This is a genomic window from Paucisalibacillus globulus (genome assembly GCF_900184735.1).
Lineage (GTDB): Bacteria > Bacillota > Bacilli > Bacillales > Amphibacillaceae > Ornithinibacillus > Ornithinibacillus globulus_B.
The window spans coordinates 29636-56247 of sequence record NZ_LT855406.1; the positions used below are offsets into that span (position 1 = coordinate 29636).

The 26612-nt window shown below is 36.7% G+C and carries 33 protein-coding genes; 3 read left to right on the forward strand and 30 right to left on the reverse strand.

Translation table 11 applies throughout. The features are described from left to right. Positions 1-84 precede the first annotated feature (84 nt). Complete coding sequence (locus tag BN999_RS20035; protein WP_096274518.1) at positions 85-414, forward strand: ArsR/SmtB family transcription factor; 330 nt, start codon at positions 85-87, stop codon at positions 412-414. Between the two features lie 45 nt (positions 415-459). Continuing rightward, positions 460-2211, forward strand: a complete 1752-nt coding sequence (locus BN999_RS20040) for a SulP family inorganic anion transporter (RefSeq protein WP_096274520.1) — start codon at positions 460-462, stop codon at positions 2209-2211. Positions 2212-2243: 32 nt separating this feature from the next. On the opposite strand, the gene BN999_RS20045 is transcribed toward BN999_RS20040, so the two are convergent. Then, entirely contained in the window at positions 2244-3578 is a 1335-nt protein-coding gene (locus tag BN999_RS20045; RefSeq protein WP_096274522.1) for an amidohydrolase family protein, read from the reverse strand. Between the two features lie 123 nt (positions 3579-3701). Here BN999_RS20045 and BN999_RS20050 point away from each other — a divergent pair, with 123 nt between their 5' ends. Then, positions 3702-4610 (forward strand): helix-turn-helix domain-containing protein, encoded by a 909-nt coding sequence (locus tag BN999_RS20050; RefSeq protein ID WP_176482061.1) that lies wholly within the window; start codon positions 3702-3704, stop codon positions 4608-4610. Positions 4611-4641: 31 nt separating this feature from the next. Here the strand turns inward: BN999_RS20050 and BN999_RS20055 are convergent, their stop codons facing one another. The 29 genes from BN999_RS20055 to BN999_RS20190 form a co-directional block, all read right to left on the reverse strand. Further along, positions 4642-4896 (reverse strand): GlsB/YeaQ/YmgE family stress response membrane protein, encoded by a 255-nt coding sequence (locus BN999_RS20055; RefSeq protein WP_096274525.1) that lies wholly within the window; start codon positions 4894-4896, stop codon positions 4642-4644. Positions 4897-5022: 126 nt separating this feature from the next. Next, complete coding sequence (gene eutH / locus BN999_RS20060; protein WP_096274527.1) at positions 5023-6114, reverse strand: ethanolamine utilization protein EutH; 1092 nt, start codon at positions 6112-6114, stop codon at positions 5023-5025. Positions 6115-6267: 153 nt separating this feature from the next. Then, entirely contained in the window at positions 6268-6687 is a 420-nt protein-coding gene (locus tag BN999_RS20065) for a YbaN family protein (RefSeq protein WP_096274529.1), read from the reverse strand. A gap of 813 nt (positions 6688-7500) precedes the next feature. Then, complete coding sequence (locus BN999_RS20070) at positions 7501-7968, reverse strand: hypothetical protein (protein ID WP_096274530.1); 468 nt, start codon at positions 7966-7968, stop codon at positions 7501-7503. A 141-nt stretch (positions 7969-8109) separates the two neighbouring features. After that, positions 8110-9054 carry a Gfo/Idh/MocA family protein gene (locus BN999_RS20075; RefSeq protein ID WP_096274532.1) on the reverse strand — a complete coding sequence of 315 codons (945 nt, stop codon included), beginning with the start codon at positions 9052-9054 and terminating at the stop codon, positions 8110-8112. 12 nt (positions 9055-9066) lie between these two features. Beyond that, positions 9067-10272, reverse strand: a complete 1206-nt coding sequence (locus BN999_RS20080; protein ID WP_096274534.1) for a DUF4085 family protein — start codon at positions 10270-10272, stop codon at positions 9067-9069. 148 nt (positions 10273-10420) lie between these two features. Continuing rightward, positions 10421-11596 carry an MFS transporter gene (locus BN999_RS20085; protein WP_096274536.1) on the reverse strand — a complete coding sequence of 392 codons (1176 nt, stop codon included), beginning with the start codon at positions 11594-11596 and terminating at the stop codon, positions 10421-10423. Between the two features lie 285 nt (positions 11597-11881). Then, entirely contained in the window at positions 11882-12097 is a 216-nt protein-coding gene (locus BN999_RS20090; protein ID WP_096274538.1) for a hypothetical protein, read from the reverse strand. Positions 12098-12164: 67 nt separating this feature from the next. Next, positions 12165-13646, reverse strand: coding sequence for an amidase (locus tag BN999_RS20095; protein ID WP_096274539.1), 1482 nt, complete (start codon positions 13644-13646; stop codon positions 12165-12167). 203 nt (positions 13647-13849) lie between these two features. Then, positions 13850-14764: a class I SAM-dependent methyltransferase gene (locus tag BN999_RS20100; RefSeq protein WP_096274541.1), complete on the reverse strand. Its 915-nt coding sequence runs from the start codon at positions 14762-14764 to the stop codon at positions 13850-13852. A gap of 208 nt (positions 14765-14972) precedes the next feature. Beyond that, positions 14973-15530, reverse strand: a complete 558-nt coding sequence (locus BN999_RS20105; protein WP_096274543.1) for a GNAT family N-acetyltransferase — start codon at positions 15528-15530, stop codon at positions 14973-14975. Positions 15531-15557: 27 nt separating this feature from the next. After that, complete coding sequence (locus BN999_RS20110; protein WP_096274545.1) at positions 15558-15803, reverse strand: glutaredoxin family protein; 246 nt, start codon at positions 15801-15803, stop codon at positions 15558-15560. A gap of 135 nt (positions 15804-15938) precedes the next feature. Further along, positions 15939-16325: a DUF302 domain-containing protein gene (locus tag BN999_RS20115; protein WP_096274547.1), complete on the reverse strand. Its 387-nt coding sequence runs from the start codon at positions 16323-16325 to the stop codon at positions 15939-15941. 28 nt (positions 16326-16353) lie between these two features. Further along, positions 16354-16653: a rhodanese-like domain-containing protein gene (locus BN999_RS20120; RefSeq protein ID WP_096274549.1), complete on the reverse strand. Its 300-nt coding sequence runs from the start codon at positions 16651-16653 to the stop codon at positions 16354-16356. A gap of 15 nt (positions 16654-16668) precedes the next feature. Then, positions 16669-17028 (reverse strand): rhodanese-like domain-containing protein, encoded by a 360-nt coding sequence (locus BN999_RS20125; RefSeq protein WP_096274551.1) that lies wholly within the window; start codon positions 17026-17028, stop codon positions 16669-16671. Between the two features lie 32 nt (positions 17029-17060). Then, a complete protein-coding gene (locus BN999_RS20130; RefSeq protein ID WP_096274553.1) occupies positions 17061-17357 on the reverse strand; it encodes a rhodanese-like domain-containing protein in 297 nt (98 codons plus the stop codon). A gap of 97 nt (positions 17358-17454) precedes the next feature. Next, a complete protein-coding gene (locus BN999_RS20135) occupies positions 17455-17715 on the reverse strand; it encodes a metal-sensitive transcriptional regulator (protein ID WP_096274555.1) in 261 nt (86 codons plus the stop codon). Between the two features lie 3 nt (positions 17716-17718). Beyond that, entirely contained in the window at positions 17719-18069 is a 351-nt protein-coding gene (locus BN999_RS20140; protein ID WP_096274556.1) for a sulfurtransferase, read from the reverse strand. A 141-nt stretch (positions 18070-18210) separates the two neighbouring features. Then, a complete protein-coding gene (locus BN999_RS20145) occupies positions 18211-18990 on the reverse strand; it encodes a sulfite exporter TauE/SafE family protein (RefSeq protein ID WP_096274558.1) in 780 nt (259 codons plus the stop codon). 64 nt (positions 18991-19054) lie between these two features. After that, positions 19055-19282, reverse strand: coding sequence for a sulfurtransferase TusA family protein (locus tag BN999_RS20150; RefSeq protein ID WP_096274560.1), 228 nt, complete (start codon positions 19280-19282; stop codon positions 19055-19057). 512 nt (positions 19283-19794) lie between these two features. Next, positions 19795-20922, reverse strand: coding sequence for an MBL fold metallo-hydrolase (locus tag BN999_RS20155; RefSeq protein WP_096274562.1), 1128 nt, complete (start codon positions 20920-20922; stop codon positions 19795-19797). An 84-nt stretch (positions 20923-21006) separates the two neighbouring features. After that, positions 21007-21402, reverse strand: a complete 396-nt coding sequence (locus BN999_RS20160; RefSeq protein WP_096274563.1) for a DsrE/DsrF/DrsH-like family protein — start codon at positions 21400-21402, stop codon at positions 21007-21009. Between the two features lie 13 nt (positions 21403-21415). Beyond that, positions 21416-21967 carry a sulfurtransferase TusA family protein gene (locus BN999_RS20165; RefSeq protein ID WP_096274565.1) on the reverse strand — a complete coding sequence of 184 codons (552 nt, stop codon included), beginning with the start codon at positions 21965-21967 and terminating at the stop codon, positions 21416-21418. Positions 21968-22290: 323 nt separating this feature from the next. Beyond that, positions 22291-23391 (reverse strand): sensor histidine kinase, encoded by a 1101-nt coding sequence (locus BN999_RS20170; RefSeq protein WP_096274567.1) that lies wholly within the window; start codon positions 23389-23391, stop codon positions 22291-22293. Continuing rightward, the gene (locus tag BN999_RS20175; protein ID WP_096274569.1) at positions 23378-24061 is read right to left on the reverse strand and encodes a response regulator transcription factor; all 684 of its coding nucleotides are present in this window, start codon (positions 24059-24061) and stop codon (positions 23378-23380) included. Before BN999_RS20175 ends, BN999_RS20170 begins: the two co-directional genes overlap by 14 nt. A 347-nt stretch (positions 24062-24408) precedes the next feature. Further along, positions 24409-25218, reverse strand: a complete 810-nt coding sequence (locus tag BN999_RS20180; protein ID WP_096274570.1) for a cupin domain-containing protein — start codon at positions 25216-25218, stop codon at positions 24409-24411. Positions 25219-25590: 372 nt separating this feature from the next. Then, positions 25591-25842 carry an OsmC family protein gene (locus BN999_RS21290; RefSeq protein WP_373453646.1) on the reverse strand — a complete coding sequence of 84 codons (252 nt, stop codon included), beginning with the start codon at positions 25840-25842 and terminating at the stop codon, positions 25591-25593. Further along, positions 25802-25978 (reverse strand): hypothetical protein, encoded by a 177-nt coding sequence (locus BN999_RS21295; protein ID WP_373453647.1) that lies wholly within the window; start codon positions 25976-25978, stop codon positions 25802-25804. Before BN999_RS21295 ends, BN999_RS21290 begins: the two co-directional genes overlap by 41 nt. Before the next feature lie 32 nt (positions 25979-26010). Further along, positions 26011-26610, reverse strand: coding sequence for a peroxiredoxin family protein (locus BN999_RS20190; protein ID WP_096274572.1), 600 nt, complete (start codon positions 26608-26610; stop codon positions 26011-26013). Positions 26611-26612: the final 2 nt, after the last annotated feature.

Below are 26612 nucleotides of genomic sequence, written 5' to 3' on the forward strand. Positions count from 1 at the left end.
CTATTTTGGTTTGAAAGGAGTATATTTAGTTTATACATATTCAAATATTTGAATATATTAATTTGTTGTGGGGAGGTGTGTCGTTTGTGGTCTGATATGCAGCAGTTTAAGGCTGATTTTTTTAAGGCTTTAGCCCATCCTATTAGAATACGGATTTTAGAGTTGTTGGCACATGGTGATAAGAGTGTTAATGAGATTCAAACTCTCTTAAATAGTGAGGGGTCTGCGGTCTCCCAACAATTAAGTGTGTTACGCTCTAAAAATATTGTAAGTGGCACCAAAGAGGGTAAGTTAGTAATCTATTCTCTTCGTGATCCCGCTATTATTAAATTATTAGAAGTAGCACGTGAGATCTTTGAGAATCATCGAATCGATACCATTTCGATGCTAAAAGATTTAGATAAAAATAGTTAGCCTGTTCATATTTATGAAAGAAACTAAAAGGAGAAATGATACAGAATGAAGGGGCTTCTGTCTGGAAGTTTGCAAGATTATTCATGGGAAAGCTTCAGGAAGGACTTAATTGCAGGGGTCATAGTTGGGGTTATTGCAATTCCACTCGCTATGGCCTTTGCTATCGCTTCGGGAGTGAAGCCGGAGTACGGGATCTATACATCATGTATTGCTGGAATTATTATTTCAGTATTTGGTGGGTCTAAATTTCAAATTGGCGGGCCTACAGGCGCTTTTGTCCCTATTTTATTAGGAATCGTAATCGCTTATGGCTATGAAGATTTACTCCTTGCCGGATTAATGGCAGGAATTCTTTTGTGTTTAATGAGTTTTTTCAAGATTGGTTCGCTCATTAAATTCATACCAAGACCAGTTACAATTGGATTTACTGCCGGGATAGCTGTGATCATTTTCAGTGGTCAGATTGCAAACTTCTTAGGGCTTACTGGGATTGAGAAACACGAAAAGTTCCTAGACAATATGAAAGAGATTGTCCTACATCTCGATACTACAAGTCTTTATAGTGTATTGACAGCTCTTATTTGTTTCATTGTCATTTTAATCACACCGAAAGTTTTTCCGAGGGTTCCTGGTTCAATTATTGGTCTAACCGTATCAACAATGATTGCGGTACTATTTTTCCAAGGACAGATTGCAACAATTGGTTCTACTTACGGAAATATTCCTAGTAATCTACCAGAATTCCAATTTCCTGAGATTACCTGGGAAAGAATTGTCCGATTAATCGGGCCTGCCATTGCGATAGCGGCATTAGGTGGGATTGAATCATTGTTATCTGCGGTTGTTGCTGATGGAATGACGGGAACGAAACACAATAGTAATAAAGAGTTGTTTGGCCAAGGGCTGGCTAATATAGTCACACCATTTTTTGGTGGTATTCCTGCTACAGGTGCAATCGCTCGAACAGCTACCAATATAAAATCAGGTGCGGTATCAAGGTTCTCAGGAGTTATTCACGGTGTGTTCGTGTTGGTGACGGTTCTAGCATTCGCGCCTTTCGCATCTCATATACCACTTGCTAGTATGGCACCGGTATTAATGATTGTTGCATGGAATATGGCGGAAAGAAGACAATTCTCCCATTTATTAAAAATGAAAACAGGAGATTCATTAGTGTTACTGGTGACATTCTTGTTGACTGTATTTACTAGTATTACCACTGCGGTATTAGTTGGGTTAGTACTGGCATTAGTTTTATTTGCTAAACGAATGAGTACTATTTCTGTTGTGGAAGAGGTTCTTCCAGATCATTCTACCGTGTCTGAGAAAGTTCATGCCAATGCAGTGAGTGCATCACATCATTGCCCACAAATTAGTATCTTCACTATTGAAGGTCCGTTATTCTTCGGAGTCGCACAGCTATTTGAACAACGTGTTATGGAGAGTATTCATTATAAACCAGAGGTGTTAATTCTTCGTATGGGGAAAGTCCCATTTATGGATTCTACCGGAGAAGCAAATTTCCTCCATATCATTCAACACTTTAAGAAAAACGGTGGGATTGTACTTCTATCAGGCATGGTGCCGAGGTTAGAAGAACAGATGAAATTATCCGGATTATATGATGAAATAGGAAAAGACAATATTTTTGAACATACTGGTGAAGCGATTGACTTTGCTCTTACTAACATTAACTACAATCGTTGCATAGGTTGTAGACATGCTGCATTTCATGAATGTGCACAATTATCTAGTGGTGTTACCTACCAAAAAGAGAAATTACTTTCACAACATTAATGGGAGGGATAAGTCCCTCCCACTTCTCTTCTTTAATTCACTCCAACAGCTTCCCATTCTTCCATAAATTCAGCGATTGATTTGTCCACTTCCTCTTCACTCGGAATATGGCTAAGGATTTCTTCTTGGCTATAGACTTTTCCACCTTTAACGATAGTGTCGATAGTCTGTGTGTGTGTAATATTTTCTAATGGATTCTCCTTTAAGATAACGAGGTCAGCAATACTTCCTTCTTTAATTATACCGATATTATCAAGATTTATAGATTTTGCTGCATTTATAGTTGCTGCCTGTAATGCTTCTAGTTCTGAAAAGCCAATCTCTACAAATATTTCTAGCTCCCGATGAAGTGCCATACCTGGATACATATGAAGCAATGCTGGTGTGTCTGTCCCAGCAACCACCGTTCCACCCAAATCAAAGTATGTTTTTGCAATAGCTTTTGTCAAATTATTTATGACCGCAGTTCTATCTTTGACTACATCGATATATTCTATATTTTTTTCCCACTCTTGTATTAGAGATTTCATATTTAATATTGATTCAATCACCTTATTCTTAGGAGACCAGATGGTTGGATAGCTCATTGCTTGATCAAATAGAACCATTGTAGGGCATAGCTTTACATTGTAATCTAGCATTCTCTTACAAAGATCCATAACTTCTTCTTGATCTGGTTCTTCCCAGTTAATATGACTCCACTCTGCTTGGTCAACTAGAGGACTCCATCCTTTATATAACTCTTGTGCAAATCCAGATGCATGTTCAAACCAATTAACACCAGCTTTAGCTGCTTCTAATGCTGTTACTTCCTTTGAATTAATTAAATCAATTGCCACTTCCAAGTCATATTTCTTCGCTTCATCCACTGCTGCTTCCATTACCTCTTTTTTAATCCAACCATATAGTTTAATAAACTTCGCCCCAACTTCTACTTGCCTACGAACCTCTTTCCTAGCCTCATCTGGTTCATCTGTTACAAAGTTACCATAGCTTGTTGGTCCCCATTGGCCAGGAGTTCCGTCAATCATTCTATCTGAAGCATATACTCTTGGTGTTGGTGCGGAATCAGGCTTCTGGATTAATTTATTAAGTAATAGAACGTTTCCAGCCGTGTTACGTACAGTCGTTACTCCTGACGCAACAAAATGAGGTGCGTATTTCTCACTAATATGACAATGCATATCGATTAGACCTGGGATAATGTATTTACCTTCTACATCAACTGTCTCCACTCCAGTTGGTAACTCTTCACCTTGCTGATAAACTCTTTTTACCTTGTTATCCGCTACTTCAATCGCCCCTACAAAAGAACCTCCATTTTCCACATCAATAATAGTTCCATTTTTAATAATAAATTCTCTCATTACTATTACCTCCTAATGTATTCCGTTTTAATTTTTCTGATTTTATTGTATATTGTATCTTACAGTAGCTTTTTAAAATTGTCATATAGTGGAATATTGATTCGGTTTGGAGGATTGATAAGGGTGGAATACGGTGTAACACTCCGGAAAATCAGGAAACAAAAGGGAATAACATTAAAAGAGCTTGCAGATGGAATCTGTTCTATATCTTTTCTATCAAAGTTTGAACGTGGTGATTCAGATATTACGTTGGGCCTTATGACTCGAATATTAGAAAAGTTAATGCTAAGTTTTGATGAGTTTTTATATGTTCATCATGATTATCAACCTAGTAAACTTGAGATTTTTTTTAAATCGGTAAATACAGCATATATGAGCCGGGATACTGTACAGCTTGAAAAGTTGAAAAACGAAGAAATTAAAAAATGGAAACGATTTGGAGTGGAAACCTATCATTGGAATGCCATGATGATTCAGGTGTTAGGACAAATTCTGGATACTCAATTTACACATGAGGAATTGAAGGAAAATAATATTAGACTATTGTCCGACTATTTATTTCGAGTAGAAGTTTGGGGTTACTATGAGTTGGCACTTTATAATGGGACCCTATTGCTTCTTGAACCTGATATGGTCATCATGCTCTCCAGAACTGCTTTCCAAAAAAGTGACCGTTTTAAAGAGTATACTAAGGTTAAAGATGCGATTACTGCTGTTCTTTTTAATACCATCATTTATCTACTTGGTCCTGTTAACCGATTTCATGAGAAATTTATTTATCAAAAGGAAATAGGTGAGTTTATTTCTTATCTTGAAAATCTTGCACTTTCTGAGGACAATTTATTAGAACGAGTGCATTTATTACAACTCAATGGTGTTTATGAATTAAGAATTGGGGATAAAGAAGAAGGTATTGTTAAAGTTGAACATGCTATTAATATCTTAAAAGAATTAAATTCAACTAAGCTAGCTAATAATATGGAGCAATATCTCCAACAAATATTATATTATCAAGAAAATCCCCAACTCTGATAAAGAGTTGGGGATAGAAGATTCATCTGTATTATGTCGCCTTTCTCGCTGCCTTCATAATTAGACTAATTACAAAGATTAAGATAATAGCACCTATAAGAGCAGGAATAATTGAATAGCCACCTACTTCTGGCCCCCATTCTCCTAACAACGCTGAACCAATCCATGCTCCAATAATACCTGCAATGATGTTTCCAATTACACCACCTGGAATATCTTTACCAACGATTAAGCTACCGATCCAACCAAGAATACCTCCAACAATAAGGCTCCAAATAAATCCCATAATGTATTTCCTCCTAATGGTGATATATTTTTTTATAGCTATTATATATGTAACCAAAAGTTGGACAACTTAAACATTTAAGTTACTTATCTTATCAACATTATGAAATTTTTGATTGAATTCCATTTAATCGTATGATTCTTCTTTTTCCTTTCCCGTCATCATTACTGCAAGTAATACGGCACAAATTCCACCAACCAATTTCCCAACAATCATCGCAAACACAATTTCTTTATTAATTCCCGCAACAAAACCTAAATGGCCACCTAAAACAAATGCACCACTTACTGCAAAAGCGACATTAATTATTTTCCCTCTAGAATCCATATCTTTAAGCAATGATAAAGTTGGTATAACATGAGCCAAACTCGCTACTAACCCAGCTGATGAAATATCGCTAATGCCTACTATTCCACCAAGTTTTTTCAGTGGTCTCTTTAGAATGGTGGAGATAAACGATACAAACGGAAATGCCCCAGCAAGAAAAACGGCTATCATCGCGACAATCTTTATCCCTTCGTCAATGGGTGTCATACCAGGGATGATGACCATATCCGTAAATGTTTCCACACAAATTGCAGCAAGACCAACGATTGCTATAATTTCAATTCCTTTTGCAAAAATAGAGAAACCGGTAATCATCTTACTCGTATATTTAATTAAACCAATTGAAATTAGAATCGATAGTATGATCGTAGGTATAAGATTTTTAATAATCATCCATATATCAAATCCAGCGACTAGCCCTCCAACTAAACAACCAATTGGAACGGTTATTAATCCAAGCAAGATTCCTTTTGCGAAGTACGGATGATCCTCTTTATTAATGATTCCAAGTGCCACTGGAATTGTAAATGCAATCGTTGGTCCCATCATCGTTCCTAAAAAGACCCACGAAAAGACTTCCGCTTCTTCACTTTGAGACATTTCGGTTGCCAATGAATAACCTCCCATGTCGAGTGCCAATATAGTATTCGCAAAGGAAGCAGGATCTGCACCAACTAATGCATAAATAGGGGCAATTACTGGTGTTAGAATCGAAGCTATTACAGGGGCAAGTGATATAATCCCAACCATTGCCAGTGTAAGAGACCCCATCGTCATAAAACCTTCTGTAAAACGATTCCCTAATCCCCATCTGTTGCCGATCATTTTATCAATTGCACCTAAACATAAAAAACCGATGACAATATAAACTATTAAGTCGTTAATACCCATTTTTTTCTCCATTAGTATCCATATTTTTTATATAGATTTAATTTATCATCAACTCCATGCTTCCGTAAACAATATGATTTAGATTATGGGTAACACTTCTTACCTTTTAGTCATAAAAAAACTCACAAGTATATAACTTATGAGTTACTTGATTTATTTTGCCGCTTGTCTTAATGATGCGCGGATGATTCTTGCTTCTTCTGGTGTGATTGTTTTTATTTTCTTAATAAAGTAATAGTGCTTAATCAGACATAAAACAATCATCATGACTTTCACTAATATAATATCGATATATAAAACTGAAAATAGGATAAAGGCATCTGCGATTAGGTTAATTCGAATCTTTTCTTTTCTAGTCATACCTTTGTTTTCGCGGAGTCTAACCACATATTCTTTATAGAACGATGTACCCTTGAACCAGTTCTCCACTCGTTTCGAACTTTTGCCGAAACAAAATGCTGCAAATAAGAAAAACGGTCCACCTGGAAGTACAGGAAGTACCACACCAGCCACACCGATACCAAACGAAATAAAACCGAGAACAACAAATATAAAACTTTTAATGTTCTTCATTATAATCACCTTACCTTTCAGATGATTTCATAACTAATGTCTAATTTTACACCGAAAGCAGATTTAAATCAAAAAAAGGTCTTCATCATGATAATATATTCTGGTACTTCGTTTCTTATGTTGATTCCTTTAGGTTGTTTTCTAAAAGATTGTTGTTTTTTGGATAGTTTTATCTAACAAATAGTAGATAGAACCTGTGCGGTAATTTAACCAATAGTTAATGAGTATAGCGGAACGATACCGCTCCGGCAGAATACTCCGCTTTCCGCGGGCCCGGCCTCAGCCTCCTCGAGGAAAGTTCGCCTCTGCGGGGTCTTCGGACACGTGCTTTTCCCGCAGGAGTCTCCGTATTCTGCCTACGCTGGTTTTGATCTTCTATTCCTAGGTAGTATTAGATTCTGTTTATTATTGATATGATAATAAGCCTTATTCACTCTACACTAGCGAAGGAAATACACGGAGACTCCTTGAAAAAGAAAATCACTTTTTCTGCGTGCGATGTATCGCTTTCGTAGCGTTCCTTGTCCTGCGGGAGGATAGGCTTCGGTGAGACCCCGCAAGAGCTTTAGCTCTGAGGAGGCTCACCAGCCGCCCGCGGCAAGGTAGACACTGTGAGGTACTTTCGAACAGATGTCGCCCCTGTGCTGACAGTAAAAGCGGAGTGTATTTCCGTAGCGGGTATGATGCTCTATTCAAAATGCTTAGTTACCGCACAGTCTCTGTAAAATCGCCTATACAATAAACACATTCCTATTAAATCAGAAAAAAAGCAGCACCTATCATCTAGATAGATACTGCCCTCTCTGTATTAGTTTATGCAGTTTTTCTAAATCTCTCATACAAATTCTGAACACCATAAAGTAAATATGCCTTAAAGTGTAAATAAATGAAAAATTGTATGTGGTTGATATTATTAAGACTTATTATTTTAAATCGTTTTAAGATGTCAATTAATACAAATGCAAATAGGCCATCTGAAATTAGATTAAGTATAATAAACTTTTTAAAATTACCGTAAGAGATTTTTAGAAGCCACATGGATAGTGGCATGTATGGACCAATGCTAAAAGGTAACTCATCTTTAAAAAACGACTTTTTCTTATCGTAAAATTTCCACCAGTTCCGTTTGTGACCATAAATATGATTCATAATTTCAAATACCACAATAACAATTCCTGCTAGAGAATAGCGTTTAAAATTACGTTTTCCAATAAATAGTAGCGTCATCCACGGAATGAAAATGATAGCTAGATTAAATACTAAATGTCTTTTCGTAATCATGAATAAATCACCTCGGGGCGTTTCTTTTTCTCCTGTTTAACTTATCCATTATTGTATATTTAATCCTTGTTACTTGGATATTTCACATATATTTTCAATCTAAAAAATCCTATCAAAACTGATAGGATTTTTCATTTATATTTAATTTTCCCTTAACTTTTCTAGTATCGCTTGTGCTTTATAACCAATTTCAAAATCATAAATCTCTGCTGCTTCTCCTTTAATAGCTTTTACCAATTCATCCAATAAACTTTTCTCGGGAACAGCGGTAAATGGGATATCTTGAAGCTCTTCTCCATTTTTCCCACCTTTTAAAATTCCCCAATTATCAAGCGTGAGAACTCCTTCTGTTCCGTAAGCGGTAAAACCAATATATTCATTACCTGCAATTTGACTTAGCCCTTCAATTAACACTGGTGTTCCGTCTTCCAGCTCTGCTGTTCCAATAATTCCTGTTTCACATTTTGAAGGATCCTCTGGTAATTCTAGACGAGTTTCAATATTCTTTATATCACCGAAAATTTTCAATATCTGTTGGATAAAATGAACTCCTACTTCAAGAACAAAGCCACCTTGCTCACGTCCACCTACCCATTCATTCTTTTGCCATTGACGTGGCCATTCTGGAAATTGCATCGTAAGCTTTAGTCTACGCAGTTTGCCAACATATTGCTGCTTGATTAAATCTGCGAATTTAGTTGCGGCTTGTTCGTAATTAAGTGGAAAGTTCATCGCGTGAATGATGTTAGCTTCTTGAGCAGCTTTAAGCATTTCCTCTGCTTCATCTAATGAGTTCGCGAGTGGCTTTTCACAAAGAACATGTTTACCAGAGCCAATTACATCCAGCACTATTGTATGATGAAACTTTGGTGGTACTGCCACATAAACCATGTCGATTTTTTCATCTTCTAATAACTGTTTATAATCGGTATAAGCTTGAACGTCACCGATTTCCTCTGCTGTTTTAATCGCAAGTGACTCTACATGGTCACATACAGCAATAATCTTTACTTCTTTATGCTCCGTAAATCGATTAATTAAACGTTGACCAATAGCACCAAGGCCAATAATTCCGATCTGAATCATAGACTTCTCCCCCTAGTTTAATAGTGCTTGATATTTTTTAATGATATTCTCTTTTAAAATGCCTTCTTGATTGAATGCATTTACGAAGACCGATAGTAACATTTCGTTTTCATCTGTCAGTATAATCTTTGATAGCACTAAATTAATACTATCTGCTAATTCTATTGGATACTCATACATCGTATTCCATGCTCGGACTTGTAATTCTAAATTATCACCTAGGACTGCTCTTTCTATCGCCTCTTTATCCTCCACAGGTAATAGTTCCCTAGAATTCGCATAAGGATCCTCATATGTATCTGTGTAAATGAAATCAATTGGATTATATTCGTCTCGATTATAAGTAAACATTTGGTTGTTAACATGGAGAATAAATTCATTTAACCGAAACTCTATTGTAGCATCTTCTAATTCGATACCATCATGCAATGATTTGATAGAGCAAAATAATTCTGGAATAATGAACCAATAGCGATAGTTCAAATTCAACTGGCTGATATATTCCGTTAATGAGGTTTTTTCCAATTTATCCTCATCACGCAATATAGTATACATGCTCGGACGGTAAAAATATTCCCCATCCATATCCTTCATGGTAATGGTCCACTCTGCATCAGGAACATCAAAGAGCACACGGAAAGCAAAACCCTCTTCTGTCTTTTGCAATTCATAATAAATCAGCCATTGACCCGTTTGTAAGGGTACATTGGTTTCTTCCGTAATAATATTTTTAAATTGTAGATGTATTATGGATTTCGTTGTGAAGCCACCATCCGTATTGATATATAGATGTAGCGTCTGACCATCTCGTTCGATTCTCTCAATAGTTGCATCATGTAAGCTTTCCTTGAAAATCTCTTGAATGTTTATAGGCAAGTATGTAACGGCATATTGTGTATTGCCATGAGCTGCATCTAATTTTTGTTCGAATTCAAGGCTAGCTTGATTGATCCACTCTAAATAATCTTCCCGAATTTCTTTAGGTAATGTGAATTGATTCAGGGTACCATTTTCAAGATAGGGTATGAAACGCTTTGGCAAGACTTGGAGCAGTTCTTCCTTCACTTCTTCCAGCTCGTCTCTCAAACGTGCTGAGAGGTCTTCTCCGTCTAATTCGGCATCCCTTACTACCATTTCCCATTCTTCATCTGTTTCATGTATTGGCAAGAGATTGCATTTTTCAAATTTGGTTCTTGCTTCTTTAGTTACGTTCCACATAAACTTCCCCCTAACATCACACAGTTTTCTTGTATTGTACCATGTACAATACAATTTAGGCTTAGTCTAAACATGATGAATTAGCCAATAAATTAATCCCAATAGTATCTCTTATCACTATTGGGATTAGTCATTGTACTGTTATGATTCAGTTTCCTCTTGTTCTACCAAGATAAGTTCGACTAGATCTTGATGTATAGATTTGAAATAACAAATAAGCAAGTACAGACAAGAACATACCAGAAATATACGGAAAGCCTATATTAATCGAATATAAATATCCTCCAAGTACCGGTCCAATGATTCTCCCCAGTGAATCAGATGAGGACAAATAACCTGTTGCAACGCCATACCCTGACTTAGATTTCTTAGTTAATAGTGAGGAGACGCTTGGCCGGATAACTCCATTCCCAATACCAAAAATGGCCAAGAAAATAGCTGCTGTTGTAAAATCTTGAATAAACAGCATTAAGCCAAAACCAATGGCTGATATGGAAATCCCTGCTTGAATAAAGAATGATTCCCCGTATTTCTTAGTCAATCTTCCCATCGACCCCTGAACCATAGCACTTGCAAGGCCCATAATCATGAAAGCATAACCTAGTGTTACAGCATCCATTTCCGCTTTCCTAGCAGCAAAATAAGCAAACGTTGCTTCTAACCCTGCAAGTGAAAGTGACACAAAAAAGTTTAGGAAATACAACATTGCTAAAGGTCCACCGATAACCTCTTTTCGAGAAATCCTTTCTTTTCTTTGTTTATTCCCACTTACATGAAGAGATTCTCGTAGTATCAATGCAACCAAGATTAGTGTAAGGAAAGAAACAATACCCGATATATAAAAAGGCATATGTATATTTATATTTGTAAATACTCCACCAATTGCTGGACCGCAAATAAACCCAAGACCTGTTGCAGCTCCTATAATGCCCATACCTTTTGCACGGTCTTCTTCAGATGTAATATCGGCAACATAAGCTTGCACTGTTGGCATATTCGCTGCTGATAAAATGCCACCTACGATTCGTGCCGCAAATAACATCCATAACTCTGTGGATAGAGCTAACATAAAGAAAGACAAAGATAAACCTAATATTCCAATCATAATAACCGGCTTTCGACCAATACGATCGGAAACGCGTCCCCACATCGGAGCAAAAATGAATTGCATCAATGAATAAACAGCCATTAATAATCCAAGTTCAGTAGGAGAGGCACCCATGTCCTCTGCGTAGAATGGAAGTACTGGAATTATAATTCCAAATCCAACCATAACAAGGAACATGATGAGAAAGAGAATTGGTAGTACTTTTTTTAGTTGCATCGTAATTCCACCCTTGGTTAGTCTATGCAGTAGCATCTTAATTTCAATTTGCCCTACCGATATTTTCTGTATCTATATCGTTATTGTAAACCTTGCCTTTATATCATAACAAGGTTTGAAAGAAAAACTAGTGTTTTGTGAAGGTTTTCAATAATTGTACATAGAACTTGAGATAATAATTAGATTAAGATATATCAACTACATATAAAAAGAGACCCTATAGGGGTCTCAAATATCAATTTCTATTGCACAGTTTCTATTCAATTTGTTATTCCTTAGCTAACCTTAAGCTCCCATTCTTTTCTTAACGTTACCAGCTGAAAGTACGTTTTCTATTTTAAACGTACGTATTTTTTTACGCCAATAACAATATGCTACGATTTGTTCCTCATTCATTTTAATCACACGTATGATTCGCTCGGTTAGATTATTACTGGAATCTATATAATAAATGACAATCTTTTGTTTAGTATTAATGGAATGTTGGAAGATACTTTTCATCTACACATCTCCTCATGTAAGAACATTTGTTCTTATTATATCCATATACTAACCAAATTACAACCGTTTATTTATAAGTAGGGTTGTTTTTTATATTAATCCAATTCTCGGATCCTTCTAATTCACCTGCAAGTTGGAACAAAAGGTCCTCTCTTCCTCGTCTTGCCATTACTTGAACTCCACATGGAAGACCTTCTTTAGTCAAATGTATAGGAAGTGTCATAGCAGGTTGACCAGTTAAATTAGCAAGTTGGGTAAAAGGAGTCCTCATCAGACTCTTATTAGCCACTTCTTCAACAAATCCTGATTTTTTAAGAACTCCTCCTAATCTTAGACCGCCAACGACTCGAATTAGTGCCTTCTCGAAATTTGTTTGGTCAAGCTCTCCTATTTTAGATGGAGGATATGCTGTTGTTGGTGTGATGTATAAATCATATTCATCATGGAAGGTTTCCATTTGAATGGCGACCTCATCCCAGAATTTCAAGCTAGTTAAGAACTCTTCTGCCGTCACCGCTTTACCTAGTAATCTTAGAATCCAAGTTGTTGGTTCCACATCCTTGAAGGTAACTTTTCTACCAACTACACCCTCAAGTTCCCGTAATGTTGAACCAACCTCAGCAAAATACATCATCATATAACTTTCTGCTAATCGTTTGCCGTCAACTGGGGCCTCTTTTTCTTCCACAGAATGCCCCATGCTTTCAAGTAACTTTACTGTTTTATGAACTGCTTGTTTGCATTCGTCATCTACCGAAGTGCCTAACGGAGATTGGGTAGTAAATGCAATTCTTAATGGTCGAGTAATAGGAGTCTCTATTACTCTTAAGTAGGAACCATCGAATGCTGGTGCAATGAAGGCATTAGCACGGTCATATTGGTATTGATCTAACATAGCAGCACTATCCCGAACCGTACGACTTAAAATATGATCAACAGAAGCCCCCTGCCAACCACGTCCCCTAACAGGACCAACAGGTGTCCGACCGCGGGTTGGTTTTATGCCGAATAATCCACAAAAAGCACCTGGAATTCGAATTGATCCACCACCATCATTGGCACCAGCAAAAGGAACCATTCCTGAAGCAACAGCCGCCGCAGAACCTCCACTAGAACCACCAGGTGTGTATTCCGTATTCCAAGGATTACGAGTTGGCCCATACAATGCTGGCTCCGTAATTCCCATCAATGCAAATTCTGGAACATTAGTTATGCCAATAATGGATACCCCTGTGTTCTTTATTTGCCGAACGAATTCACTATCATGATTGGCTTTATATTCAGCAAGTGCTTTTGAACCAGCAGACATTGGATGACCTTTTGTTTCTTGAGAGATGTTCTTTATTAATGTTGGAACACCAGCAAAAATTCCGGTTGAATTTCTGCTATCCTTAAAATCATAGATCTTATGTATTACCGCATTTAGAGCTGGATTCTTCTTCTCAATTTCTTGTACGGCCATTTCTAAAACTTCTTCAGGATTTACTTCTTTCTTTTGTATTAACTCAGCCAAGCCTAGACCATCATATTGCTTGTAATCAAAAACCAATTAATTTGCCCCCTACCTCGATAAAAATTTAGTTAAAATTCAAAAAACTTTTCATCTTATTTTAGCACAACTGAAGTCTGTAAATGACAAGGAATCCCTAAATGGTTTGGTTTAGAGTACAATAATTAGATTAATAGCGTCAAAATAAAAAAGGATCCTCTCCATAAATAATTAAATTATGAGGAGGATCCTGAATTACAGCATTATTTCTTCACTGCATGGATAAAGTTAATGGTTTCGAATGCAGATAAATAATCCGTTCTATTTCTAAAATATTGCTTATCAATTACCGTTGGTGATAAATGTTCAAAAATTAATAAACCTGATTTTTCTAGCATATACTCAAGTTCATTGTATGCAAAACTTGATTTCATTGGTTCTCCACTTGCTAAAGCCATTTTCACCATATTCTCTACTCGATTAGACAGACCTTTTACTTCAAAGAGAGTTTCATCTGCATAATCAAAAACAATAGAACTTCCCGATGGAACATTAGCAAGTATATGGTTTATCAAGCTTGCATTTTCCTCTTTAGTTAAATAATACGAAACACCCAAAAGGCTGAAGAACGTTTTTTTGTTCTCATTAAACCCATTATTTATTAGAGTTTGAATGGACTCTCTTGTGAAATCCATTGGTACGAGTTTTAAATTATTTGGAATTTTTAAGCCTGCATTATTCAATCTTTCTATTTTGGATTTCTGTGTAGTCGGATGGTCCAGTTCAAATACCTCTAATTTATTCTCTAGCTCAGGATGTCTAAAGCAAAAAGTGTCCAATCCAGCTCCTAAAATGACATATTGCTCTACTCCTAACACCAATTCATTAAGCAAGACATTTTCACAATAGGCTGCACGGGAAAGCGGTGTGGGTGAGAGTTGCACCTGTGTAATCCACTTCAATATTTCTTCTGGATCGTCCTTAAACTTTTCTGCGATATCTTGGTTGAAGAATGGTACACCATTAATCATATTCACCTTGATTTCTGAAAACTCTTCTTGCGAAAGGAGATCTATTGCAAGATAATCATCAAAGATTTTTGGAACATCATTCTGACTGTGATAAGCACGAGAAAAAGCCGAAACCAAAGCGGTCATACTGGATTCATTTTGCTTCACATCAATACCCTCCAAATAAAAAAATAGGATTCCCCTGGCCAGGAGAATCCTATTTTACACCGAACTTAAATATTTGTAAATTATAGCATATTTAGATTTTTTTGTCAAATATTTTACTTCTTGGTTACCTCTTTAATTACAGTTCATACTTCCAATTTAATTACATGTTTTTTTTGATAGTAAAACTTACTGTTGAAGTTATTTGATACTAACTTTTAGCTATTTTCCAAGTATCCCTTGTCAACTTCATATTAATAGAATCAATCCATTCCCCTTCATATTCCAAATCATTTTCATCAACACTATCAAATTCAAATCCAACTTTTTCATAAACTGTCTTCGCTCGTGGATTAAATGCAAATACACTTAAGGTCAGTTGTTCTAAATCAGTATGTGTAAAAAGATAATCTACCGTTAGCTGAGTAGCCTCTGTTCCCAAACCACGATTTCTTCCTCCTGGTCCGATTAAAATTCTAAAGTTCATGCTACTCTTCTTTTCTTCATATAAATTGGCCACGACTTCCCCTACTAATCTGTTCGTTGCTTTATCAACAATAGCAAGGTCTAAACGATCCGATTGCTCGTTTCTAGTATTATACCAATCCCACACTTCTTCCCGATTATAGCCAGGGGTACTTCCCGTTAATTTAATAATCTCTGGGTCTTGTAAACACTCTTCTAAACTAGGAAAATCTTCTTCTATTTTAAAGGGTCTCAAAATGATTTTTTCGCCAAGAATAGTAGGTTTTTTTCTCAAGTTAATCATTCCATTCTCCCCCCATTGCCAGAACGATTACGCCCTAGCTTCATTTATTGCCTTCAATAGTTTTTCAGGATCAAAACCCGATATCCACTTTCCATTTACTTCTGTTTGTGGAACGGATAATTTTCTAGTCTTACCTATGAGTTTTAATAAAACCAATGGGTTCATATCTACATTTACTTCGTTATAAGATATGTCAAAGGTGTCCAAAAACTGCTTTACCATTCCACAAACTGGACAAAGCGTGGATGTATAGACTGTTATGTATGGATTCATATTCATTACCTCAGGTCATTTTCTGTTTTATACATTGTACTGTGTTATTATTGTATCAAAATGGTTCTTTTCTCGATATATCTTTTAACTAAAAAAAGAAAAGGACGGGTTCCTGTCCGCCCTTTCCTGAAGTTTCTACTTACTCTTATTAATACATGTTATTAGTCTTTCTTCTATATCTGAGGCAACATTCTGTAAGGAATCATCTTCTACCATTTGAATTAAAGCACTTGGCTTTGGCATCCCAATCTTTGTAATTCCATTGCTATCCTCATATACTACAATTTTGCAAGGTAAGAAATAACCAATTAGTTGATTGGCTGATAAGACATTTTGTGCTTCTAGAGGATTGCAGACCTCTAGTATGGTAAATGGTTTTTCTAATTCAAAACCTTTACTTTCCAATGTTTCTTTTACATTAAACTGCCACTGTACACCGAATTTTTCTTCTTTTAGGTTTGCTTCTAATGATTGTATAGCTTCATCTATTGACTTTGACGTCTCAACCGTATAGTGAAACATGTTTTCCAACTCCTTAGAGCTACAGTATTCATTCGGTTTTATCGTTCCAGTTATTCATACCACCAATCATATCTTCCACCTTATATCCTAATGCTTCTAGGATACCACAAGCAGCCTTACTTCTATTACCAGATTGGCAAGTGATGATATAACGTATATCCTTATTCAATTCATTCTTTCGTATTGCAAGTTGACCTAAAGGGATATGCTTCGCACCAGGAATTTTACCAGTGGCTACTTCACTACTTTCTCGAACATCAATCACGGTTACTTCTTCCCCGTTCTGAATGCGTTTAGCGACTTCTTCAGGTGTTACTTGTACTGCCATAATTTTCTTCCTTTCTTAAAACCACTCACTCATGCCGCCTTTAACATTGTATATCTTTTGGAATCCTTGTTTCTTTAGCATTTTTGCTGCACTTCTACTTCTCATTCCACTTTGACAAATGACAACGACTTCTTTGTCCTTATCTAGAGACTCCAATTTGTTAGGTAGATTGGAAAGCGGAATATTTTTAAATGGTTTACGGTGGTTTGCATTATATTCACCAGGTGTTCGGACATCAACAAATTGTACATGGTTATCCTTGAATTTATCTTTAGCTTCTTGAACACTAATATTCGTGATACCTTTTACAGGCATAAATTTATTAACGAAAAATGCGATAACAATAATTAATAAAATCCATTCGATCATATTCATGTTAACTACTCCTTTTTATTTAATAGGAGAATTTACTCCATTTCGCCTTCCCAATCCAGCATGCCGCCTAGCATGTTTGTAACATTGTATCCGTTTTGGATTAAGAATTGACATGCATTACCACTTCTACCGCCTGAGCGACATACCATATAATAATGCTCATTTTTATCTAGTTCGTCTAGTCGGTCTGGGATTTGACCTAATGGAATATGCTTTGCCCCTGGAATGATACCTGTTGCAACTTCTACATCTTCTCTTACGTCAACGATATTTAACTTTTCACCTGCAGTTAGTTTTTGTTCTAATTCCTTTGCTGTAATTTCTTTCATAATCATTACCTCCAATTATTTTTATACCTATACGGGTATATATTTTTTCGAAAAAGAAAAGTTCATCAACTCTTCTTCACCATCTGAATTGCTGAACTTATCTACTTTTTACTAATAGATTTACTGCTTCCTTCACTAGTTGCTCCGTACTTTCACCATTTGCAATATTATCCCGTACACATTGTTCTAAATTCATACTGACAATCAAACCAATGGTACGGTCAATAGCACTTCGTGAAGCAGATAACTGAGTTATGACATCTTTACAATCTTGTTTTTTCTCAATCATACTTAAAACGCCTTTAATCTGTCCTTCAATTCGCTTTAGCCGATTGACAACCGATTTATCATATTCCATTTATTATCGCTCCTTATCTCTGCACGGGCAGTTGCTAATTTGATAACTTGCAACTTGATATCCCTTTGCTAATAAATATCTTACCCCTAAATTAAGCTCAAGGCGATCATTTGCAATCACATGGATGTGGTTCTTTGGGATTTCTTGAATGAATCGTTTCAAATAGGCATAGGGAATACGTAAGTCACTTTGCTCTTGATTTACATCAATATTATAGTCCCTAATATCTAGTACAACAGTGCTTGTCTTATCATGACCGGTTTTTTTACAAGGGATACCTCGTACAGGAAAATATCTTTTGTACACTATTATACATAAAAATGAACCAATCACTACACTCAGATAAGTACTCATACCCCACCACCTATTATTTTAAGAAGATACACTCATATTATACCCCTTTGGGTATATTGTCAAGTTACGTTTATCAAAGTTTCTAATTAGTTGTTGCTATATAATAGATTTGCATTTTGAACCTCAGGAGAACTGTATGGATTACAATAAAATATCAAACCATATCTTAATAGCCGTACCTGCTATCATAATGGCTAAAATCACTTGTAAAATTCTTGTATTCATTTTCTTACCAGCTTTTGCTCCGAGTGGTGCTGCTATTAAGCTTGCTACAATCATAATTAGTGCTGGCCAATAATCAACTTGACCCGTTACAAGTTTACCCACACTCCCACCAACTGAGGAAATAAAGGTTACCGCTAAGCTTGTTGCAATTGTCATACGGGTTGGTATGTGAAGAACTGTTAGCATGATTGGTACAAGTAAAAATCCTCCAGCTGCACCAACAATACCTGATCCGACACCAACTATTAAAGCTAATATTACTGCCAGTGGCTTATTAAAAGTCACTTCAATTAATGGCATATCATCCACTTGTTTTTTGGGGACAAACATCATAACAGCAGCAATCACAGCAAGAATACCATACACGACATTCACAGCCTGTTCCGATAAGAAACTAGATCCATAACTACCAATTAAGCTACCAATTAGGATTGCTCCACCCATATAAATAATAAGTTGTCTGTTTAGGTATCCACCTTTACGATAAGCCCATACTCCAGCAATGGAAGCAAACAGTACTTGTACAGCACTTATTCCCGATACTTCATGGGCAGAAAAGGCTACTAGACCAAATAGAGGTGGAATATATAATAGCATTGGATATTTAATAATCGATCCACCGACACCTAACATTCCGGATAAATAGGAACCAATAAATCCTATTGCAAATATGACGATGATAAATGATAAATCCATTAATAGACCTTCTTTCTAAAGTTAGAAAAGCGAGTAGATAATGCTACTCGCTATTTAGTTTTCCTTATGCTTTTTGAATATAGAAGTATAGAACATCGTCTTCTGTTTTTTGTTCTAGTACGGTATGGCCGCCTGATTTCGCCCATGCTGGGATATCATTTATTGCGCCTTTGTCGGTAACAAGTACCTCTAATACTTCACCAGAATTAATCGTGTCCATTGATTTTTTAGTTTTAACGATTGGCATTGGACATGCTAGTCCTTTTGCATCTAATGTTTTTGTAATGTTCATGCTGAACGCTCCTTTTTGTTTTGGCTGTATACTCTATGATTGATATTTACATACTTGATAGAAACTGTGTGGTAACCACTGTCAGTTAATGAGGGTAGTATTAATATACCGCTCCGGCAGAATACTCCGCTTTCCGCGGGCCCGGCCTCAGCCTCCTCGAGGAAAGTTCGCCTCTGCGGGGTCTTCGGACACGTGCTATTCCCGCAGGAGTCTCCGTATTCTGCCTGCGCTAGTTTAGGTTTCCTAATTCAAAATAACGAGTAGTTTTTTATATTGGTTTTAAGTGCCGTCATAATTAATCATTATATTCTAGCGAAGGAAATACACGGAGACTCCTGCGGGAGGATAGGCATCGGTGAGACCCCTAAAGAAGATAGCACGAGGAGGCTCACCAGCCGCCCGCGGAAAGCGGAGTATTCTGCCGAAGCGGTATTCTAACACTATTTTCTTAAGGGAATTACCGCACAGTTTTCTATCCACTATTTGTTACGTTATTTCTAATATGAAATCTATTATCTAACCGCACAGCGGTTAGGACCAATTTCCATTTCCGTTTGTTCGTCATGATCTGGAGTGATTTTACCCATGTTTACTTGACGAATTTGCTCGTACGCATTTGGTTGTGGTGGTAAATTATCCGTAACAGTGCTACGGAATTCAGCCTCGTCTTCAATGTTCAGACCATGGTTTTCTTTGAAAAGATCACCAAGTCGTCTTGCTACTGTACCATCTTCATTTAACTCATCAATGATCATGAAGTGTGCAGGTAGAACGACTAGGTCTTCTGCTAATTCACGGTAACGCGTATATAACGTTTCTCGTAAATCTCCTACCCAATCTTCTGCAAGTCCTGCTAAGTCTGGACGACCGATAGAATTAATAAATAAGATATCACCTGTTAATAGAAATTTATTATCAATAACAAATGAAGTTGAACCAATGGTATGGCCAGGTGAGTAAAGTGCATTTACATCAATTTGAGATGCACCGATTTTCACGTTTAAGCCATCTGTAAGAGCTGTGTAATAAAATACTACTTCTGTTGCGTCCTTTGGTGGTAGATAGTACGTTGCACCTGTTGCATCTGCAATGTGACGTCCACCTGAAATATGGTCCGCGTGTAAATGTGTATCAAATACGTGCTTGATTTCTACACCTTTTTCTTTTGCAAAACTAGTAAATACATCTGTGAAACGTACTGCGTCAATAATTGCCGCTTCCCCTTCAGAGATAACCATATATGATAGACACCCTTTACCTAGACGAACAAATTGATATAACTCGCCACCGTTATCTAAGTCAGCAACTTTAATTGGCTCTAGGTAACTGCTCCAAGATTTCATACCACCTTCTAGGTATGCTACTTCACGGCCTTCTTCTGATAGCATTTCAGCAACCATGATTGAAGATCCTTCTTTTGCACAAACTACTAATACTTCTTTATCCGTTGGAATCTTAGGTAGAATCTCTTCTACACCATCTAAGAGTTCAAAGTAAGGGATATTTAAATACTCAAACTTGTGTCCTTCAATTTTCCAATCTGCAAAGGCGTCTGCGTTTCGTACGTCTAAAATAAATAATTCTTCATTATCGATTACTCTTCTAGCAACATTTGCTGCTGTCCATTTGTTTACCGTCATCTCAACAATTACCCCCCTAGGTATAATTATATTTATTTTTTTGCAGTGGAGAATTTCCCCACTGCATGAAGTTTTTTAATCAAATTAGAAAGTTAATGTTGGTGCTGCATCTTTTGCATATTCTAGGAATGTTACTGCTCCACCAACTTCGATTCCATCAACGAAATCTTCTTTTGTAAGACCCATAACGTCCATTGTCATTTGACAAGCAATAAATTTAACGCCAAGCTCTTGCGCCATTTCTACAAGTTGTGGAATGGAAGGTACGTTTGCTTTTTCAAAACCTTCAGCGAAGTGTTCTTTTCCTGCTGGCATTTCTAAAGCATGCATTCCTTGCTTGTGGATTAAGTTAAGACCTTCGAACGTAAAGAAGATTTCAACCTCTTTCTCTGAAGCCGCTGCTGCTGTTGCGATATTGAATACTTTGTATGCATCAAACATACTACCGTTTGCTGCAATAATAGCTACCTTATTTGACATAATAAAATTCCTCCTAAATATCTTTTGTTATTTTTCCGTCCCACTCAGTCATACCTGGTAGAACGTTATAAACCTTTGTAAAGCCTTTACTTGCTAATAATTGCGCTGCTAAGTTTGAGCGCTTACCTGTACGGCAAACTACGTAAATATCATCTTCTTTGTTTAGTTCCTCCAGGCGTGTTTCTAGTTCTCCCATTGGAATCGATTTTGCACCTTCTATATGCCCAAAAGCATATTCAGCTGCTTCACGTACGTCTAAGATTAATCCAGCACGTGATTCGATTTCCTCAAGTGGAACAGTTTGTTCGAATGATTTTTCCACTTCTGGCTCATTAGAACCTTTGCGAATATAATGATAAAGTACATCGCCCTCTTCTACTGTCCCTAAATATTGATGGCCCACTGTACTTGCCCAGGCAGCTAAATCTGCCTTCGATCCTTTGTCTGTTGCTTGCACTTCCAACACTTGACCTTCAACAAGTTCGGTGATTGCTTTTTTCGTTTTCACAATTGGCATTGGACAAGCTAAGCCTTTTGCATCTAGTTGATGATTTGCTTGTATCATCTAATTACCCCCCAAGGTATTATTTTCATCAAAAATGTTTACATCCAACTTATACCTGCACGGGTATAAATTTTAGCAATAAAATAGTCGTTATATAAACGAAAATTATGTGATGCCTTTTTGATGTTCCCACTGATTTCGCTCGTGGGAAATTAATTACATGACCTATAATATACCCCATAGGGTAAAATGTCAACCCGTTCATTTATCTTTTTTGGTAGATTGTGCTTGAGTACATATATAACAGGATTGGGACCATCTCACTCTATTTTGGGTTCAACTGATTTAGGAACGGGAGCATCCGCCTAAAGCATAGACGCATCTCACTCCACAATACCCGCATTTACAGGTAATTGAAACCAAAAACTATGCACGTTGCCATCTGTATTTACACCAATCGTACCACCGTGGTGCTCGATGATTTCTTTTGATATGGCTAGCCCTAATCCAGAGCCACCTAATTCACGAGACCTTGAATGGTCAATACGATAAAATCGTTCAAATATCTTTTCTTGCTCCTCATAAGGAATTGGTTTTCCAGGTCCTGTTACAGTCAGCTTATACGCTGAATGAATATTTTGACCTTTGATTGTTATTGGCCCTATTCCCTCATAATAGCAAATCGCGTTATCTATAAAATTACTAATGACTTGTGTTATGGCATCACTATTGACCAGTACATCACTATTTTCAACATCCGTTTGCACTTTAACTTTTGATTGCTCCAAGGCCAAACGAAACATTTCAACAGATTGACCCACTAGTTTCTTTATATTAACGAAGGATTTCTCTGTAAAATTCTGAGTTGATACATGATCCCATTCTTTCAATTGCTCTATCTGCTCTACCAAATGAATAAGACGTTTCGATTCCTCATATAGCGATTGGTAGAGCTTTTCATTTCCCTCAACCACTCCAGTTTGTAATGCACGGAGATAACCATTTAGGTTTGATAATGGTGTACGAAATTCATGAGATAAATCGGAGACTAGCTTTTGACGTTGCCGCTCATTTTCCTTCAATTGTTTAACTAAATCATTAAAGTGACTAACCAATTCCCCAATTTCTCCCTCGGGTTTCCCTACAATAGGTTTAGGGTACTCACCCTGCTTCATCTTTTTAGTGGAATAAATAAGCTCTCTCAATGGATGAATTAGCTTTTTGGTTAAATAGAAATGTGTGAGACTACCGATAATAATCGTAGAAACACTAAAAATCCATAAATATTGGAAAAGTGTAGCTTCAAACTGGTCTTGTTTTTGACTACTCATGGATACTAATCCATCAGCTAATATGCAGGCGGTATTATATATCGCCCAGCTACTAAGACCTACAAATGCTGTAATGACAACTATATTAATAAAAGTTAGGCGAAAAAGAAATTGTTTGGGAACAAATGCATTTCTAATTCTATTCCGTAACAAATTTATACCCCATTCCTCGAACCGTTACAATCCGCTTTGGTACAGCAGGATTTTCTTCGATTTTTTTTCGTAGCTTTTTTATATGAGCATCTATGGTTCGATCGAGCACTAATTTATCCGCATAAGGGTACAATTGGTCCATTAGATTTTCCCTAGAGATTACTGTATTCGGGTTTTCCATAAAATAAAAAAGTAGATTGAACTCATGTTTTGTTAATGGTATTTCTTTATCAAATAGTAATACTTCACCTTTTCGAGGTTTAATACAGAGTCCATCATGAGTAATCTTTTGGCAAAATTGTCCTGTACGACGTAGCACGGCCTCTATATGGGCAAGAAGTTCCTCTGGCTCAAATGGCTTGACTAAATAGTCATCTGCCCCAATTTTTAACCCCTTCACTTTATCTTCAGTACGGGATTTGGCGGATAGCATTATAATAGAAACTTCATTTCGTTCTTGTGCTCGAACCCACGTACAAAACTCTTCACCACTAAGTTTTGGGAGCATTAAGTCCAGTATTATAAGGCATGGATGTTTTGTGAGAAAGACTTCTTTAGCGGCCTCTCCATCAGCAGCTTCTACCACATCATAGCCTGCTTTTATTAGATAAATCCTAATTAACTCCCGAATCATCTTATCGTCTTCTACAACTAATATCGTTTGTTTCATTCACTCACCTCTTGCCACATTATACTACACGCTCTATTCCATCTTCTCAAGCACTTCTAACTGTTATCATATTCCTTCCATGTGAAAATTTAATGAAAGTTAATCAACTTTTATTTATAGCCGCTCTTTTTTATCATTCTTTCACCTAATACTATTAATTGAGACAAAAAAAATTAGATCTAACATGTGATTGTTCACTTTAAATAATAAGTATAAGGTGCATCAAATCCAAAATTAAAAAGGAGTTCATCAGTATGACAAACCCCTTATATCGTCTAGTTAAACTACTATACTTTTGTAGAGAATGTTCTCGGCCACATCTTGTAAAAACTCTTCATTTAAAAAAACTACATATTTTTACTTTGCTGTAGAAGTTTTGATTCCCCAGTACGCTCCCATTCTTCAACTGTTTCATAAGCATCCTCAGGTGAGTATCCCTTTCCTACGAGAACACCCATCAAGATAAATTCTTGTAGAATATGTGTAGCATTAATACCTCTCTTCACATCCTCAAGCCCCTCATTCACCAAAAACTCCGTATATTGAACCCATTCATCAGGTGTTTTACCAAAAACAACTGTATTTCCTTGATTACCGCCTTCTTCTGCAGCCATTGCATCTGCTTTAGTTTGGTGAACTGTTCCATGCGGGTGGTGAGGTGGTGCATAAATAGTATAAAGCTTTAACGGAGTGTTACCTGTATTCGTTAGATTATGCCATGTTCCAGCCGGTACCATAATTGCTGAATCATCATTCACTCTTCTTTCAAAGTCAAGTCTATCCTTACTCTTTCCCATCTGCACAATTCCTTGCCCTTGTTCAACACGCAGGAATTGATCCGTGTCAGGATGTATTTCCAAACCAATATCTTCCCCTGGGTTAAGGCTCATTAACGTAACTTGTAAGTACGTTCCAGTCCAGATAGCGGTACGATAGGTATTGTTTTGTTTAGCAGCCTGATTAATATTGACAACAAATGGGTTCGGTCCATTATCTACTATCCGAACATTTGTAGGTTGGTTAAATGAATTAAAGTTAGTTGTATTTTTCACGGCTTGGTAATCCCAATTAGACTGTCTCACATCATTATTCATTGGAGCATTCACATAATAAGGGTAGGGAATTTGATGTAAATAGTTATATGGAACAAAGTACATGTTCTTCATCCTTTCTAAGATTAATATTTAAGTAGTTAAATCACCTAATAACCATACTATGCAATAGGTAATAGCCCGAATGGGTATTAACCTATTAATTCATATTTTGTAATCTAGAACGACTACCCATTAAAGAACATAAGATGAGAGTCTAATAGTAGGAGGAAAACCTTCAATATCCCCACCGATGTCCGACTCGTTTTCACACAACTGCGTAATGCATCATAAACCATCTAGCAGCATTTGAAAGGGGACTTGCAAGAATATAATATGTTGTTAGCTAAAAATAAAAAGCCGTTCTCCATTAAGATGAGTACGGCTCTAAGCTTTTTTCGAAAAATACTGGATTTGTTCTTCAAACCATATAACAACTTATTTATCTCTAACTTCAATCGTCTCAACAATATCGATAGCCTCTTTAACAGACTGTACCATAGCACAATTTTTCACTGCTAATTCCAGGGATTTTTGTACTTTAGACAAGTTTAAATTATTGCCATAAACAATGTAATGAAGCGCAATTTTCGTAACTCTATTAGCTTCTTCTTCATTTCGTTCAATATCCGATTCTATCTCTATTGAATCAAACGAAATACGTTTCTTCTCTAAAACCTTCTTTAGCACCCCACCACTTCAACCTGCAAGTGAAGATAAGTAATTGGACTGGTCGAAAGCCCATTTCAGGATTACTTGAAATATCTAATTTGCCATATTCGAAATCCCCTTGGACTTCACCATTCTCTCCCACATGAAACTTCACATTTTCTCCTCCTTTAATATAGAATCAGAAGATTAATCCATCTTCTCAAATTCTTGAACCATTAAATCATAATTCATTGCTCCAAACGCTCTATAGCTAATAATACCATTGGAATCAACCATATATGTGGTTGGAATCGGTTGGATTGCATAGAGATTCGCGACATCTAAATTTGTATCCATTAATATCGGAAATGTTAATTTGAAATCATCAGTAAACTTCTCTACGTCCTCCACACTTTTTTCGGTATCGGATAAATTCACTGCTAATATAACAATATCCTTGTCTTGATGAAACTCTTCCATATCTGGCATTTCAGCTCGACAAGGTGGACACCATGTTGACCAAAAGTTGATCATCACGCGACTACCACGGAAATCTGATAGTTTCACCGTATCTCCAGTTAACGTATCCAACTGAAAGTCTGGAGCCTTGTTACCAACTTCCAATCCAATAACAGGCTCTTCTGTTCCTGTTTCAATAGCCTCTTCATTTTGCGAATCATCTTCTACTTCTTGCACTTCCTCCACATTCTCAAATTGACCTGCAGATTTTCTATTGGAATCGATAAAATCAAATACAGCCCAACCTAACATACCAATAACAACAACGATAAGTATCCACTTCTTCATGG

What these genes read in the sequence shown, in the direction of transcription:
- BN999_RS20075 (WP_096274532.1), bottom strand. Translation starts at nt 9,054, where the DNA reads ATGATTCAGATCGGAATTATTGGCCTTGGTGCTATTGGTCAACGTTTA.
- BN999_RS20085 (WP_096274536.1), bottom strand. Translation starts at nt 11,596, where the DNA reads ATGCAACTAAAAAAAGTACTACCAATTCTCTTTCTCATCATGTTCCTT.
- BN999_RS20080 (WP_096274534.1), bottom strand. Translation starts at nt 10,272, where the DNA reads ATGTGGAACGTAACTAAAGAAGCAAGAACCAAATTTGAAAAATGCAAT.
- eutH (WP_096274527.1), bottom strand. Translation starts at nt 6,114, where the DNA reads ATGGGTATTAACGACTTAATAGTTTATATTGTCATCGGTTTTTTATGT.
- BN999_RS20065 (WP_096274529.1), bottom strand. Translation starts at nt 6,687, where the DNA reads ATGAAGAACATTAAAAGTTTTATATTTGTTGTTCTCGGTTTTATTTCG.
- BN999_RS20165 (WP_096274565.1), bottom strand. Translation starts at nt 21,967, where the DNA reads ATGATACAAGCAAATCATCAACTAGATGCAAAAGGCTTAGCTTGTCCA.
- BN999_RS20160 (WP_096274563.1), bottom strand. Translation starts at nt 21,402, where the DNA reads ATGTCAAATAAGGTAGCTATTATTGCAGCAAACGGTAGTATGTTTGAT.
- BN999_RS20090 (WP_096274538.1), bottom strand. Translation starts at nt 12,097, where the DNA reads ATGAAAAGTATCTTCCAACATTCCATTAATACTAAACAAAAGATTGTC.
- BN999_RS20045 (WP_096274522.1), bottom strand. Translation starts at nt 3,578, where the DNA reads ATGAGAGAATTTATTATTAAAAATGGAACTATTATTGATGTGGAAAAT.
- BN999_RS20175 (WP_096274569.1), bottom strand. Translation starts at nt 24,061, where the DNA reads ATGAAACAAACGATATTAGTTGTAGAAGACGATAAGATGATTCGGGAG.
- BN999_RS20140 (WP_096274556.1), bottom strand. Translation starts at nt 18,069, where the DNA reads ATGAGTACTTATCTGAGTGTAGTGATTGGTTCATTTTTATGTATAATA.
- BN999_RS20055 (WP_096274525.1), bottom strand. Translation starts at nt 4,896, where the DNA reads ATGGGATTTATTTGGAGCCTTATTGTTGGAGGTATTCTTGGTTGGATC.
- BN999_RS20070 (WP_096274530.1), bottom strand. Translation starts at nt 7,968, where the DNA reads ATGATTACGAAAAGACATTTAGTATTTAATCTAGCTATCATTTTCATT.
- BN999_RS20150 (WP_096274560.1), bottom strand. Translation starts at nt 19,282, where the DNA reads ATGAACATTACAAAAACATTAGATGCAAAAGGACTAGCATGTCCAATG.
- BN999_RS20110 (WP_096274545.1), bottom strand. Translation starts at nt 15,803, where the DNA reads ATGAATCCATACATAACAGTCTATACATCCACGCTTTGTCCAGTTTGT.
- BN999_RS20145 (WP_096274558.1), bottom strand. Translation starts at nt 18,990, where the DNA reads ATGGATTTATCATTTATCATCGTCATATTTGCAATAGGATTTATTGGT.
- BN999_RS20155 (WP_096274562.1), bottom strand. Translation starts at nt 20,922, where the DNA reads ATGACGGTAAACAAATGGACAGCAGCAAATGTTGCTAGAAGAGTAATC.
- BN999_RS20115 (WP_096274547.1), bottom strand. Translation starts at nt 16,325, where the DNA reads ATGTTTCACTATACGGTTGAGACGTCAAAGTCAATAGATGAAGCTATA.
- BN999_RS20105 (WP_096274543.1), bottom strand. Translation starts at nt 15,530, where the DNA reads ATGATTAACTTGAGAAAAAAACCTACTATTCTTGGCGAAAAAATCATT.
- BN999_RS20130 (WP_096274553.1), bottom strand. Translation starts at nt 17,357, where the DNA reads ATGAAAGAAATTACAGCAAAGGAATTAGAACAAAAACTAACTGCAGGT.
- BN999_RS20120 (WP_096274549.1), bottom strand. Translation starts at nt 16,653, where the DNA reads ATGGCAGTACAAGTAACACCTGAAGAAGTCGCTAAACGCATTCAGAAC.
- BN999_RS20180 (WP_096274570.1), bottom strand. Translation starts at nt 25,218, where the DNA reads ATGTACTTTGTTCCATATAACTATTTACATCAAATTCCCTACCCTTAT.
- BN999_RS20190 (WP_096274572.1), bottom strand. Translation starts at nt 26,610, where the DNA reads ATGAAGAAGTGGATACTTATCGTTGTTGTTATTGGTATGTTAGGTTGG.
- BN999_RS20125 (WP_096274551.1), bottom strand. Translation starts at nt 17,028, where the DNA reads ATGAATATGATCGAATGGATTTTATTAATTATTGTTATCGCATTTTTC.
- BN999_RS20040 (WP_096274520.1), top strand. Translation starts at nt 460, where the DNA reads ATGAAGGGGCTTCTGTCTGGAAGTTTGCAAGATTATTCATGGGAAAGC.
- BN999_RS20135 (WP_096274555.1), bottom strand. Translation starts at nt 17,715, where the DNA reads ATGGAATATGATAAATCGGTTGTCAATCGGCTAAAGCGAATTGAAGGA.